Annotated in this window: 15 protein-coding genes; 12 read left to right on the top strand and 3 right to left on the bottom strand. The window is 43.0% G+C overall.

The annotated features are described in order from the left end of the window. Positions 1–533: 533 nt before the first annotated feature. From IT291_02020 to IT291_02040, 5 genes are read left to right on the top strand one after another with little or no spacing between them, the layout of a single operon-like run. A complete protein-coding gene (locus IT291_02020; protein MCC6219997.1) occupies positions 534–863 on the top strand; it encodes a twin-arginine translocase TatA/TatE family subunit in 330 nt (109 codons plus the stop codon). After that, positions 853–1611 (top strand): twin-arginine translocase subunit TatC, encoded by a 759-nt coding sequence (tatC, locus tag IT291_02025; protein MCC6219998.1) that lies wholly within the window; start codon positions 853–855, stop codon positions 1609–1611. The genes IT291_02020 and tatC overlap by 11 nt, the downstream gene beginning before the upstream one ends. Beyond that, positions 1611–2621, top strand: coding sequence for an ATP-binding cassette domain-containing protein (locus tag IT291_02030; GenBank protein ID MCC6219999.1), 1011 nt, complete (start codon positions 1611–1613; stop codon positions 2619–2621). Before tatC ends, IT291_02030 begins: the two co-directional genes overlap by 1 nt. Then, the gene (locus tag IT291_02035; protein ID MCC6220000.1) at positions 2605–3459 is read left to right on the top strand and encodes an ABC-2 family transporter protein; all 855 of its coding nucleotides are present in this window, start codon (positions 2605–2607) and stop codon (positions 3457–3459) included. The genes IT291_02030 and IT291_02035 overlap by 17 nt, the downstream gene beginning before the upstream one ends. 26 nt (positions 3460–3485) lie before the next feature. Further along, positions 3486–4256, top strand: a complete 771-nt coding sequence (locus tag IT291_02040) for an ABC-2 family transporter protein (GenBank protein ID MCC6220001.1) — start codon at positions 3486–3488, stop codon at positions 4254–4256. A 5-nt stretch (positions 4257–4261) separates the two neighbouring features. Here the strand turns inward: IT291_02040 and bshC are convergent, their stop codons facing one another. After that, positions 4262–5878, bottom strand: a complete 1617-nt coding sequence (bshC, locus tag IT291_02045; GenBank protein MCC6220002.1) for a bacillithiol biosynthesis cysteine-adding enzyme BshC — start codon at positions 5876–5878, stop codon at positions 4262–4264. A gap of 169 nt (positions 5879–6047) precedes the next feature. On the opposite strand from bshC, the gene IT291_02050 reads away from it, so the two are divergent. Further along, positions 6048–6887 carry an SseB family protein gene (locus IT291_02050; GenBank protein MCC6220003.1) on the top strand — a complete coding sequence of 280 codons (840 nt, stop codon included), beginning with the start codon at positions 6048–6050 and terminating at the stop codon, positions 6885–6887. Positions 6888–6918: 31 nt separating this feature from the next. Here IT291_02050 and nagZ read toward each other — a convergent pair whose 3' ends face one another. Further along, complete coding sequence (gene nagZ / locus IT291_02055; GenBank protein MCC6220004.1) at positions 6919–8004, bottom strand: beta-N-acetylhexosaminidase; 1086 nt, start codon at positions 8002–8004, stop codon at positions 6919–6921. A gap of 86 nt (positions 8005–8090) precedes the next feature. Here nagZ and panB point away from each other — a divergent pair, with 86 nt between their 5' ends. From panB to IT291_02075, 4 genes are read left to right on the top strand one after another with little or no spacing between them, the layout of a single operon-like run. After that, on the top strand, positions 8091–8942 hold the full coding sequence (gene panB / locus IT291_02060; GenBank protein ID MCC6220005.1) for a 3-methyl-2-oxobutanoate hydroxymethyltransferase: 852 nt from the start codon (positions 8091–8093) through the stop codon (positions 8940–8942). Positions 8943–8955: 13 nt separating this feature from the next. After that, a complete protein-coding gene (panC, locus tag IT291_02065) occupies positions 8956–9852 on the top strand; it encodes a pantoate--beta-alanine ligase (protein MCC6220006.1) in 897 nt (298 codons plus the stop codon). Between the two features lie 22 nt (positions 9853–9874). Beyond that, positions 9875–10369 (top strand): SsrA-binding protein SmpB, encoded by a 495-nt coding sequence (gene smpB / locus IT291_02070; protein ID MCC6220007.1) that lies wholly within the window; start codon positions 9875–9877, stop codon positions 10367–10369. 24 nt (positions 10370–10393) lie between these two features. Continuing rightward, positions 10394–11575 carry a cystathionine gamma-synthase gene (locus tag IT291_02075; GenBank protein ID MCC6220008.1) on the top strand — a complete coding sequence of 394 codons (1182 nt, stop codon included), beginning with the start codon at positions 10394–10396 and terminating at the stop codon, positions 11573–11575. Between the two features lie 95 nt (positions 11576–11670). Here the strand turns inward: IT291_02075 and IT291_02080 are convergent, their stop codons facing one another. After that, positions 11671–11985, bottom strand: a complete 315-nt coding sequence (locus tag IT291_02080) for a hypothetical protein (protein MCC6220009.1) — start codon at positions 11983–11985, stop codon at positions 11671–11673. 292 nt (positions 11986–12277) lie between these two features. Here IT291_02080 and IT291_02085 point away from each other — a divergent pair, with 292 nt between their 5' ends. Continuing rightward, positions 12278–12820: an NUDIX hydrolase gene (locus IT291_02085; GenBank protein ID MCC6220010.1), complete on the top strand. Its 543-nt coding sequence runs from the start codon at positions 12278–12280 to the stop codon at positions 12818–12820. A 317-nt stretch (positions 12821–13137) separates the two neighbouring features. Next, the gene (locus IT291_02090) at positions 13138–13341 is read left to right on the top strand and encodes a hypothetical protein (GenBank protein ID MCC6220011.1); all 204 of its coding nucleotides are present in this window, start codon (positions 13138–13140) and stop codon (positions 13339–13341) included. The last annotated feature ends 187 nt before the right edge of the window (positions 13342–13528 follow it).

Consider the following 13528-nt stretch of genomic DNA (forward strand, 5'->3'; position numbering starts at 1 on the left):
GTTATCGAATTAACATTACCTAATTCTTGATTTTTAAATCGTGTTCTCAATAGTGCCGTTTCGAAATTATCTTAACCAGCATCACTGAACGCTCTAATATCAGCGTAACAATCCTGTTATGCACGGAAGGAGTTAAGTAGTGTCAAAAATTCTTTCTTCTTTCATTATTTCAAGGCTGTCTTTATGCGATAGATCGAGGCGGTGTAGGCATAACAGTAACTGTAAGTTATTAAAATAAAACAATCTTACATATAGGAGATAAAAACGATGAAATGGGTACTTATTATTGGACTTTTGGTGGCTTGGTATGTGGTGCCTCCTCTTTTTTCAAGACTGGTTTCTTCCGACTATCAGGATATGAAGGAGGGGATTCATGAGGCTTATGAAAAATAAGGAGTAATTTTATCAATTACTAGCTCTTTCTGTACCTCTCAAGCGGGATTGCAATTGCACTTGCTTGCGCGCCTGCTATATGGTGAGCGGCATGCGTATAAATAAGGACAGCTTTTTGCAATTATTGCAGTTCCCATTCTATGTTTGGTCTTGGATTTTCTGAAATATTGGTCATTTTGGGTATGTGCCTAATCGTATTGGGACCCGAACGCTTGCCTCAGCTTGCAAAAACCCTTGGTCGAGCCTTAGGGGAACTGCGCCGAGCTTCGGATGAGTTTAAGAGAGAAATCTCGTCTTCAGTTTTGTTGACAGAGCGAGATGCGTTTAAAGAGGAAATTCGCGACATTCGAAAACTCATTGCTGAACCAACTAAACTGGAGAAGTCACAACTCAACACCATTACAGCTGCCGCTACTGACGAGTCTGTAGCCAACGGAGAATCAGCATCACCGCATACCCATGAAGAGTAATAGCGAATCACAGATGCCGCTACTGGAGCATTTGACCGAACTTAGCGTTTGTCTAAAATATTCCTTGCTCGGCATCGTCTTAATGGCGTTGCTCTCTTATGTATGGGCTAGTGAGCTTTTCCATTTCCTCACTGCGCCCCTTGTCGAACATTTTAGTGCAGTGCAGCTAATAGGAACTGGCCCCGCAGATGCATTTATCGTTAAACTAAAAGCATCTTGTTTTGCTGGAATCATGCTTTCGTCGCCTTTTACTTTTTACCAGATTTGGAAATTCGTTGCCCCAGGGCTACATCCGAACGAACGAGTTTTTGCGCTCCCCTTTGTTTTTGTCTCGTCTCTATGTTTTATAATCGGTGCTTTGTTTTGCTTTTTTGTGGTTTTTCCATTTGCATTTGAATTTTTCATGGGCGAATTTCACTCTATTGGCGTTTCTCCAACGATAAAAATAGGCGAATACCTTTCGTTTGTTGTAAAACTAGTCTTGGTTTTTGGCGTATTGTTTGAAATGCCAGTCATGAGTTTTTTTCTAGCAAGATTTAAGTTAATTACGCATCAATGGCTAATTGACAAGGCGCGCTACGCAGTAGTCGTGATATTTATCGTCGCTGCAATTCTTACTCCTCCAGATGCCGTAACGCAGGTGTTGCTAGCAGTGCCACTTTGTATTCTCTACGCAATTTGCATACTTGTAGTGTACTATGCAAATCCAGAAAGTGGATTAAAGGCTAGACAAGGCGACCCCAAATAATGTCTATCGTAAGCGTAGAAGATTTAAGCAAGACTTATAAGAACTTTTCTCGACGAAGAGGCTTAAAGGGAGCTATGCGAGATCTCTTTTTTCGCCAATATCGCAGCATCACTGCAGTAGACAAAATCTCGTTTACTGTAGAGCCAGGTGAAATCCTCGGTTACATTGGGCCAAATGGAGCGGGGAAGTCGACTAGCATTAAAATGCTTACAGGTGTTCTCAAGCCGAGCTCCGGGAATGTGAGCGTTATGTCCTTTGACCCTTTTAAGGATCGCAAGGCATATGCGAAACACATAGGCGTAGTATTCGGTCAACGCACGCAATTGTGGTGGGACATAGCGGTTTTTGAGTCATTTTCCCTGCTCGCAAAGATTTATGAGGTTGAAAAAAGCGCTTTTTGCGCTAGACTCGAAATCCTTAGCGAAGTATTGGATCTCAAACCCCTTTTAAGCACTTCGGTTAGAAAATTATCTCTCGGTCAGCGCATGCGCTGCGATTTAGCGGCAAGCATGATTCATAACCCGAAGATCCTTTTTTTGGACGAACCTACTATAGGCCTCGATGCCGTAGCCAAGGACAATGTGCGCAAATTTTTAAGGCGCATCAATAAAGAGTTTAATACTACTATCATTCTTACAACTCATGACTTAAAAGAAATCGAGGAATTATGCGCGCGCATAATCGTAATAGATAAGGGCCGCAAAGTTTTTGACGGTCTTTTAGAGTTGATTAAATCGCTTTCAGGGCTTAAGCACCAAATGTGCGTAGACTTCGTAACCGAGCCACCCGAACAGGAGCTTAAAAGTTTATTTAGCGGAAAAGTTGTTCTTGAAAAAAAAGGCGAGCGCAGGTTAATTATGGCTTACGATCCCAAGGGCGTTTCTACCGTTGAGATACTACGGGCAATAATGCAGCACCACGAGGTAGCTGATATTAACATCTCCCAACCAAGCATAGAGGAGATCGTAACAAAATTGTACCGCGAAGGGGGAAATGACGGACTGTATTAATGCGCCCCGACTCATTGCCTTTAATTATAGAAGGCGCTTTGATGTCTATGCAGCTTTTGTGAAAAACACCTTTCTCGAAATGCTTGCATTTCGGCTGCGCTATCTTACCGGCATATTGACGTATATGTTGTTTGTGTCGGTAAATTACTTCATTTGGGCTGCCATTTACTCTGGGCGGCCTAAAAATACAGAAATAAATGGTTTTTCCTTTTCGGAGATGATCACCTACATTGCCGTCGGATGGGTAGCTAGGAGTTTATATTTTTCGGATTTAGATTACGAAATAGAAGATTTAGTGCGAAGTGGCGATGTGAGTAACTACCTGCTTAAACCGGTGGATTTTCAGTTGATGATGTTTGCAAGAGCTTGTGGCTCATCTGCATTTCGCCTTTTGTTTTTTACAGTTCCAATAGGTCTAGTCATATTGTGGATTTTTCCTGTAATGTTGCCCGCTAGCGCGAGTGCTATGCTTCTTTTTAGCCTGTCGACCGTTAGCGGTTTTATTATACTTGCAGAGATTAACTTTATTGTTGGTCTGCTGGCATTCTCTATTCAATCCATTCAAGGAATAATTCGTTCAAAGTATTTTCTAATTCAATTATTTTCTGGTCTCTTATTGCCAATGGCCTTTTTCCCCGCAGGCTTTAGAGCAGTAGTGGAACTTTTGCCACTTAAGGATATTTCCTTTGTGCCACTTCAGTTTTATTTGGGACATTTTGCCTGGGGAAATGTGCCTAGCATCTTTATTAGCCAGTTAATTTGGATCTTTGTCTTGCTGGTAGCAGGTCGGCTGATGTGGCAGCGGGCTATAGCGAAGCTTAGCATTCAGGGCGGATGATGCTAAGGGGTTTATATATATACGCTATGTACTTCGCGCAATTCTTAAAGGCGCGACTTGAATACAAGGTAGATTTCTTTGCAACTCTTTTTTCGAGTATCGTCACTGCCCTTACTGGGCTTCTCTTTATAGTTTTTCTTATGGATAATAAAACCATAGCAGAACTTAACGGCTGGAGTCGGGATGAGGTGTTATTTATCTACGGCTATGCGCAGATACCAACGGCGTTGTTTTTGACTGTATCTCAGAACTTATATAGTTTTGGGGATAGATATGTTGTCCAAGGGCAATTTGATAAAGTGTTGGTGCGGCCCTTGAATTCTCTTTTTCAGATTCTATTTGAATCGTTTAATATGGAAGTGTTGGGAAATCTTGTGTTGGGAATATTGGTGATGGCCTATGCGAATAGGGGAGTCGGGTTTTCTTTTGGAGTCACTGATATTTTATGGCTTTTGGTCAGTAGCGTTTCTGGAGCTTTAATTCTCATTTCTGTTTTTGTGGTTTTGGCATCGCTGTCTTTCCACTTCGAGGATAAAATGGGAGTAGCAGCTCCGTTCTATAATTTGATGCACATGGCTCGCTATCCACTGCCCATTTTTAACCGAGCAATTCAGCTTATCTTATCTTGGGTTGTGCCCTTTGGTTTTGTTGCGTTTTATCCAGCTACTCATTTTTTTAAAAAGGAGGGATTTGCAGTTTATTGCTATCTAACACCACTTATGGCCGTGGCTTGTATGTTTGTAGCTGGCATTAGCTGGAAATATGGAGTTTCCAAATATTCCTCAGCGGGGAATTGAGAGGCTTATAAATCGAGTTCGTAGTTCTGTCTAGATAGCGGATTTATAGTTTCGATCAATCTATTTTTAAAAGAGTAGCCATATTTGCAGAGGAAATATAATGGAGAAAAAACTCGCTCTTGGTGCATATCGTTCGGCATCAAAGCATTTCGAATCTGCTTAAGTCTGCTTTTATGCATGTCGTCCAGTCTAAGAAACGCTTCTTCGTAGCGCTGAACCAGAACGTGAACTTGATTAGCGATTTTTTGGCTAGTCCTAGCTAATGCTCCCAGTAATGTTTCATCTACTGAAGATGCGGCCATTTTATAAAACTCGAGGGCTTTTTCTATTTGAGCTAGTATCTGATTTTCTAAATGGGCTGGTTCTTGAGCCGGAGATGAGTGAGTTTGAGCTACTTTCTTTAGTAGGTCGGTTTCAGATAAGGCTAGATCGCTTGCAGTAAGTCCTAGCTGCGAAAGTTTGCGCCTAATCTTTGGTTCTAGGCACAATATGCTAGGACGTGGAACGATTAGTGGCTTGTTGAGAGCGAATATGTCGTAGAGCGGGCGCATTTGTGCCAAGTAGTTTATTTCACTTGGGCCCGCAATTTGGGCCACTGTTGGGAAGAGATAGTCTTGTGCTATGGGTCTTAGGAGTGCGCTTGTGCTAAAACGCAAAGGCTCTTTTTTAAGGAAGGCGATGAGTTCTGAATTTGAAATTGAGCAATTTCCCCCTATCAGATTCCAAGAGTGGAGATCCTCCGAAAGTCTATATCGCGGTCCATCTGCCCCACCTTTGTGGAAGAAAAAAAGCGGCGAATTTTCTCGAATATGAACTACATTGTCGACACAGTATTTGGTTAGCTTCGCTGTTTGTTCTATTAGTGCTTGCGCAATTTGAGCGTGCTTTTCTAGCGATAGTTCAAATATCGGCGAAAGCAAATTGCTTACAGCGGCGTCTCTGGGAGAAAACAAAACCAAACCATCGTCGGCAAAAACTAGACCTAGAAATTCGCGGAACGCATCGCTAATGCTTTTTCCGGATTTGTAACATGCCTCGATTTGTTCGATTATCTCGGTCGTAAACGGCAGGGCCTGGTATTCAGTTTTAACAATATCAAGAAGTGGCTCAATGTCAGAATTTATGGTTCGATATTTAACAGAAACGCGGCTAAGATAATCGCTCTTCTTGTCCCCTAGCAATTCTAGGCGAACAGCGTCGCCGTTCATGTTGGGAATCCAACAATGGTTGATTTCAGCAAAATCGTGATCTTCGTCTTGTATCCAAAATATTGGAACTGTCGGAATTCCACTTATTAGCTCAAGATGTTTAGCGAGAGCGATACATGAGCAGGCCTTATAGAATGTATATAGTGGGCCCAAAAAAAGCCCAGCCTGCTGGCCCGCGATAACTGCAATAGTTTTAGGGGTTCCGAGTTTGGCTATGTTTGCATGCCGCAGGGTGCTCGGTTTTAAATCGGCGTTTTGCCTAATTATTACTTCTATTAGCGAAGGGTGAGTGCATTTACTGGCAGCCTGCTTTGCGGCTAGTGCTAAGCCGTTGTTATCTAACGAATCAATGGCTAAAGGTTCGAAGATCTTAGAGAGACTTTTAGGGTGTTCATCGCGCACTGTAGTCATCATAATGCCCTTAAGGGCGTTTTGGAAAAACTGCAAACCACCGCTTTATTATAAGATATGCCCACTGTGTAAGTAAGTTTTGTGTTATTAGCAGTCTTATGCTAAATTTACAATTATTTCATAAGGTTGTTATTTGAGTCTAGGAAGGTATTAGTAGTTTTTTTGGAGTATTGTGTCGACCGGTGATACTCTTAAAAATTTTTTCGAGCTTATTGCCCAAGGCAGTAGTGAACATTTGCAAAAAGCTTATGATTTGCTGCTAGAGGCGAACCTTTTCGTGCCGGTCACTTTTAGCACTGTTAATGGCTCATCTGGGGGTGTAGAAAAATACAGCGTTCCTACGTTTACAGATAAGGGGACAGTGCTGTTACCTGTGTTTAGTTCGGAAGATTTTTTTAACGCATGGTCGGCTGGTAGATACGAATGTCTGTCGGTTCCTGGAGAAAGTCTTAGCTTAGTTGTTCCACGAGATTCTTGCTTGGTAATAAACCCTGGTAATGAATGTTCTGTTCGCATCTCGGCGGAAGATTTGGCAAATATTGCCCAGCTCGCTGCTGGAGAGTTCGAAGTTCGAGAGGATGCAGAGCTATCGTCTGCTGTGGTAGAGCCATTGGAGCCTAGTCAGGATAATTTAGCAAGCGCGAACATAGAGAAAATGGAGTTTAGCCTTGTCAAGTTATTAGAGAGATATGAGGAGGTTGCAGAAGCTTATTATTTGGATAGAAGGACGAAGTTTTCCGATGGTAGCCTGGGATTACTAGCGGAAAACCTTACGGCTGATAGGAGGTTTAGGTTAATTGCGGATATTGGCGAAATTTCTCGCAAGTACTGTGGCACTGCGGGTGCTATAGAAGTATACGATGATCTTAGCTCTACCCTATCTCACTCATGGGAGCTTTTTAGTAGCCTTACTCCCTTTTACGTCCGCATGGATTCTGCTGACTGCGATGATTTGCCTATCGAGCGACGCCAAAGAGTTGCCTCACCGCGTTTCTTCGGACAAAAGTTCTAGGGCTAGTGATGTGTTTTTAGAGCGAGTCCCTTTAGCAGGTTGCGATTTGTGGTATTCTTCGCCCCTGCTCCCAAAGAAGGGAAATCGGATAGTCTTTGTATTTCGCGTTTTTTGCAAGTAACTGGCTGTAGAGCATTAGCTCGTCTATGTGGCTGTGCGATTCGGTAAGTATTGATTCGCTAAGAGTTAAGTTATCAATTGCTATCATTGCATGCTGTCCTAACTCGCATGCCATCTCCAGGGGTAGTTGTTTGTCAACCTTAGCCACTAGTAGTAAATCTACTCCAGCTCTCAATGTGCTTACTGCTAAATGCTCGGCTGAAATATTGCTTAAAGCATTCATCTCGAGTGCGTCAGAAATAACCGCGCCCTTAAAACCAAGTTCCCCGCGCAAAATGTCTCTTAGAATTATGCTTGAGGTGGTTGCGGGATTCAGTGGATCGAGAGCAGGATACAATACATGAGCTGTCATTAAGAGGTGAATGCCTCTTTGTATGGCTTTCCTAAATGGCAGGAGTTCTCTTTTGTAAATGGTCGGCGCAGGTACATTTAAGACTGGAAGCTCAAAATGGGAGTCTGCTACGGTAGCGCCATGTCCAGGGAAATGTTTTGCACACGCCAAAACTCCTTCGCCTTCCATGCCTTTTATAAACGATATTGCTCGGTCTCCGACTTCCTCGGCGCAGTCTGAAAAAGCACGATTGCCAATTACCTGGTTTTGTGGTTCGCAATGAATATCTAGCACCGGCGCAAAATTTAGATTTATCGATAAAGCTCTTAGTTCTAACCCCATGCACGAGCCTACGCCTTCACACTGCTCCTTCCACATGCGAGCCGGAGGAAAGTGCGTAACCGGAGGCGGTAGCCTGTGCACCTTCCCGCCTTCGTGGTCTATCGATACCAAAATGTGTTCATTCCCTATTGCTTCCTTAGCGGTGTTGATAAGTAAATGCAGCTTATTCGGCCAGTTAGCGTCGTCCTTATCGATGTTATGAGAAAAAATTATTATACCAGATGGTTTTAATAGGCTAAGTAGCTCTTTTTCGCGATTGGTTAATGTTAAACCACTTAATCCTACGATGAAATTTTTCCCTATATGAGTTATGGCATTATTCATATGTAGTTAGTATACTGCCTAACGAGAGAATAAGACAATCTACGCTTTGGACGTGAATTGCGTGAAACTAATAGTAGAGAGTGTTTATGAGCAATCCTATTACTGTGCCAGATATAATTAGCAAGCGATACTCTAATGAAAAATTAGTAATGCTTACTGCCTATGATTATGTCTTTGCGAAGTTGGTAGATGCGGCTGGAGTCGATATCATCTTGGTGGGAGACTCATTGGCGACTGTTGTGCAAGGTCTTCGCACTACGCTTCCTGTTAGTGTAGATGAGATGATCTATCATAGCCGCCTTGTTAGCAGAGCTGTAAGAAACGCGCTTGTCGTAGCAGATATGCCGTTTATGTCCTATCAGTTAAGCGCTGAGCAGGCTTTGGAATCTGCGGGTCGTTTTGTCAAGGAGGCTGATGTGGCGGCGGTTAAATTGGAAGGCGGTGCAAATATGGCTCCCACTGTTCGAAATATCGTTAGGGCAGATATCCCAGTTATGGGGCATGTAGGATTAACTCCTCAGAGCTATCATCGCATGGGTGGTTTTAAGGTTCAGGGGAAGGCGGTATCTGAGGAGAACAAGATAATAGAAGATGCTTTGGCAATAGAAGAGGCTGGAGCTTTTGCAGTAGTCTTAGAAGGCATACCTCCCGATTTAGCAGGACGAATAACTCAGCAACTACATATCCCAACAATAGGAATCGGAGCCGGCGCCGAGTGTTCAGGGCAAGTGCTAGTGTTGCACGATTTGTTGGGGCTCAAGCTACCAGAGGAGACAAAGAAACCAAAGTTCGTTAAGCAGTACGCATCGCTTGGCCAAGACGTGATAGAGGCTGTAAAAACGTTTGCCGAAGAGGTTAGGGAGTTAAAATTCCCAACAGAGGAATACACTTATAAGCGAAAGGTGGGCAAGTTATCGGCTGTGGTAAATATTAGTTAGTAGATATAGGCATATGAAAGTAGCAGAAAATATCGGCACATTGCGAGAAGAGATTTTGGGCAGGAAAAGCGAAGGAAAAGTGGTTTCTTTTGTACCCACTATGGGTGCTTTGCATGGTGGGCATTTGAGCTTGGTAGATATTGCCCGAAAGAACTCCGATTACGTAGTTATGTCTATTTTCGTAAATGAACTGCAATTTAACTCTAAGGAGGACTTGCTTAATTATCCGCGAACAATAGGCCAAGATTTAGATAAGGCGGAGTCGGTTGGAGTTAACCTTTGTTTCGTTCCAAATGCGCGGGAAATTTTTTCCTGCGGAAAAACGTTGGATCGGATGTTGGGCAAGGAATCTTCTGTGCGACGTTGTACCGTAAAAGCGGGCGAACTTGCCGATCTATGGGAGGGAGAGTATCGCAAGGGGCATTTTGATGGAGTGGTTAGCATAGTTTCGATACTGTTTAATCTCGTGTCTCCCGATGTGGCTATTTTTGGAGAAAAGGATTTTCAGCAGCTAAAAGTTATTCAGCAAATGGTCAAGGATTTGCATTTTCCCGTGAACATCGTTCCAGCGCCATTGATGCGAGAGTCGGATGGATTGGCGATGAGTTCTAGAAATTTGCGCCTAAATGATGAGCAGCGAATGCGAGCTCTAAATATTTATAAATCTCTTCAGCTTAGTTTAAAACTAGTGGAGGAGGGGGAGAAAAAGGCTTCGAAAATAATAGAGCCAATGCGAGAGGTGCTAGAAAACCAAGGTAAACTAAAAGTGGACTACGTTGCTGTGGTCGATACGGATAACCTAAGAGCTGTTGACGAAATTGTAGATGAGGCTCGGATTTTGGTGGCGGCTTATGTCGATGAAATCAGGTTAATCGATAATATGCACTTGACGCGTGCCTATAAACATTAGAGGGGCAGGGGGCGAGGCGTAATTGGGCAAAAAAAAGCAGAGCCAGAGTGTTGCTCAAGTTGAAAATGGATTCAAGGTAGTTCAGGTAAACAAGAAAGCGCGCTACGATTATGAAATCGTAGAGGTATTTGAGGCTGGGATAGTTTTGGCGGGCAGTGAGGTCAAATCTATTCGCGGTGGTGAGGTTAATCTGAAGGAGAGCTACGTGAAATTTAAAGGCGACGAGCTTTTCTTGGTAGGCTGTCACATAAGTCCGTATTCGCACTCCCGAGTTGATGCGCACGATCCAATTCGAGATAAAAAGCTCCTAATGCATAGGCGAGAAATCGACAAGCTAATTGGCAAGATTCAACAAAAAGGTTTAACTATAGTGCCGTTGCGACTGTATTTTAAACAAGGTCGATGTAAGGTCGAAATTGGTCTTGGGCGCGGTAAGAAACTGCACGATAAGCGCCAGGACATGAAGACGCGCGAAGCAGTGCGAGATATGGCGAGAGCTATGCACGGGAGAGGATAGTCATGCCATTTATGGGAGGATTTTATGAAAAATAACATTGCTAGTGAGAAATTTGGTTTTTCAACGCGAGCTATTCATGCAGGTCAGGAACCTTCTCCTGGCGTGCATGCGATAATGACACCTATTTATCAGACTTCGACTTACGTTCAAACTAGTCCGGGAGTGTATAGTGGGTACGATTATGGGCGAACTAACAATCCGACGCGCACGGCGCTGGAGGAAAATATCGCTGCTTTGGAGAGAGCTAAGTTCGGAATATGTTTTGCCTCTGGCTGTGCGGCTATAGATGCCATTATGCATCTACTAGTCTCGGGAGATCACGTCGTATGTTGTGACGATGTGTATGGAGGCACTTTTCGGTTATTTGAAAATATATTTTCAAAAATGGGTTTGTCTTATTCTTATGTCGATTTGCGAAGTCTTGAAAAGCTAGAAGCTGCAATTACGCCACAGACAAAACTAATTTGGGTCGAATCGCCTACGAATCCTTTGTTAAAGGTAATAGACATTGAGATGGTTAGCGATGTGGCGCAGAAGAATAAGCTTAAGGTCGTGGTAGATAATACGTTTGCATCTCCTTATTTGCAGAATCCGCTTGAACTTGGCGCTAGCTTGGTTTTGCATTCTAGCACTAAGTATATTGGAGGCCATTCGGATGTAATTGGTGGAGTGGTGCTTGTCAATGACGAAACGCTTGCCGAGCGCTTATACTACATTCAAAATGCTGTTGGGGCAGTTCCGGCGCCACTGGATTGTTTTTTACTTTTGCGCTCTACTAAGACGCTTGCGATTCGCATGGAGAGCCACTGCCGCAATGCGCAGGAGATAGCGGAATTTCTGTTGCGGCGAGACGACATAGAAAAAGTCATTTATCCAGGTTTGCCGTCTCATCCTGACTACAAAGTAGTGACTAAGCAGATGCGTGCTGGCGGTGGAATGGTAAGCTTCGTCGTAGCAGGCGGGGAGTCGAGGGCGCGGAGTTTCCTGGAAAAGGTAAAACTCTTTTCGTTGGCGGAAAGTTTAGGTGGCGTTGAGTCGCTTATAGAGCATCCGGCCATTATGACTCACGCGAGTATTCCTCAAGCTGTGCGCGAAAAGCTTGGGATAACGGGTGGATTTGTACGAACATCGGTTGGGATAGAAGATGTGGGAGATTTAATTTCAGATCTAGCGACTGCGCTCGATGCAAGCAAGCGGTTGAGCTAATGTTTTTGTCTTCAATTTAGCTCAACCGCTTGCAGTGGTTGGTGTATTGTATAGATGTAACGAGCTAGCGTTTAGCAATGGCTTAGTGCTTGTGGTTATGCTCGCACTTCAGCCTTGTTAATTGAAAGTTCAGAGAAAGTTTGAAGTATTTCTGGCTGAACGATAGCTCGTAAGCCGTTAAAAACGTTTAGAGACCTATAGAAATTTTGCCAATCTTCCGAAGCATTTTCGAGTTGCAGTTTGTTGGCGGTTCGGCGCATTTTTACGAGAATCTGTTCTTGTTGCCTAAGCATGAGAGTCAGATTGGGCTCGTATTTTCTTTTCCTGCTTAGAATTTTTTTGCAATGCTCGACTCGTTTTTCTAGTTCTTGTAAGTTTCCAAATACTTGTGAAATTCTGTCGTCGTTCATTTTCTTCTCCTCCTTAGATGGATAATTGGAGCGTGTGAACAATAATCCAAGAAATTTTAGAGATGCTTCAGAAATTTAGACATGAGTATGATGGGATTTTAGCGAGCAATGTAAGTGTCTGATTTTATTAATAATTTATACCATTTGCAAAAGGGATTTTTGTAAATGGTATAAACAGCAAGTGCTTAAGCACTTGCCAATAAACAACAAATACCGTTTCCAAAAAGTAAAATATTTAACTTACTTTTTGGAAACGGTATAACTCTTGTGGCGAAGGAGCAACAACTCAATTATGCTAAAACCTTGGAAAAAAATTAGTTCAAAGTTGCTAAATCAAACCCGGGTATTTTCGCTTTATTCCGAGCGCTCGTGTTCTCCCGACGGCAGTCACGAGGATGATTTCTTTTATCTAGAATGCCCAAGCTGGGTCAATGTTATCCCCCTTACGGATAATGGCGAGGTGGTTCTCATTAGGCAATATCGCCATGGCACTAAGACGATAGAACTAGAAATTCCCGGGGGTATAGTAGACTGTGGCGAGGATCCAGAAGCTACGGCTGTGCGTGAGTTGAAGGAAGAAACTGGTTATGTTTCCAGTCACATTGAAAGTTTAGGTTTTACTCATGCCAATCCGGCGATACAGACAAATCGCTGCTATTCGTATTTGGCAACTGGCTGCAAGCTAAACGACAAACAAAACCTCGATCCTGCAGAAGATATTGCAGTGGAGCTAGTGCCGCTAGCAAGCATTCCAACGCTCTTAAGGACACAGCAAATTACTCATAGCTTAGTTGTATGTGCATTTGCTTTTTATTACCTTAGAGAAAGCTCTTAAAAAACCTTGAAAAAACCTAAACCTAACCTAAACCTTGAACGCCGTTGCTTTGTTTATCAAGACATAGCTCAAAAAAGAACCTGGAACCAGTTTCATTTTTCTAAGGAAAGTTATACTATTAATGAGGTGTTTCTTAATAAGTCTTTTTAGATCTTTTTCATCGATTATTCCTGATTGACGAGCAAAAACTCCTCTTCCTTGTCTCACGCCAAGGCTACTCTAAGAAAGAGGCGCGGACACGGGAGATGAGTCTTTAAAGGTTTTCAGAGCTTGAGCTCTGGCCTTTTTTATTAAGTTTTCCTTTGAAAGGAGGAAAAATGAGAAAAATTAAGAATTTTTTTTTAGAGAATGTAAGCGGGCTCGCTTACGTAGCCAGCGTAATAGGGCTAGCGCTGGTCTTCACCACGGTCGGAAACCGTGCACCGTGGTGGATTGGTTTTGTTTTTTACCCCGGCATCGGCGCGGTGGTTGCCGGGGTAGTATTTTTTTTAGTTAGGCGGCAGCGCCGAAAGGCCGCCTAAAGGGATTTGTTGGTGCGACTTAAAGCGAAGTTTTCTGCGCTTTAGTCGCACCAAGGGGTTTTTTAAATTAATCTCATCTCTATCTTTCGTTCTGCTCTACAACCGTTAACGCCGTAAAGAAAAAAAGCTGGAACGAAAAAAGAAAAGGAAAAGCTGGACTTTTTTACATTAGTAGATATGGGTTCAA

It is taken from the genome of Deltaproteobacteria bacterium (assembly GCA_020845775.1).
Lineage (GTDB): Bacteria > Bdellovibrionota_C > UBA2361 > SZUA-149 > JADLFC01 > JADLFC01.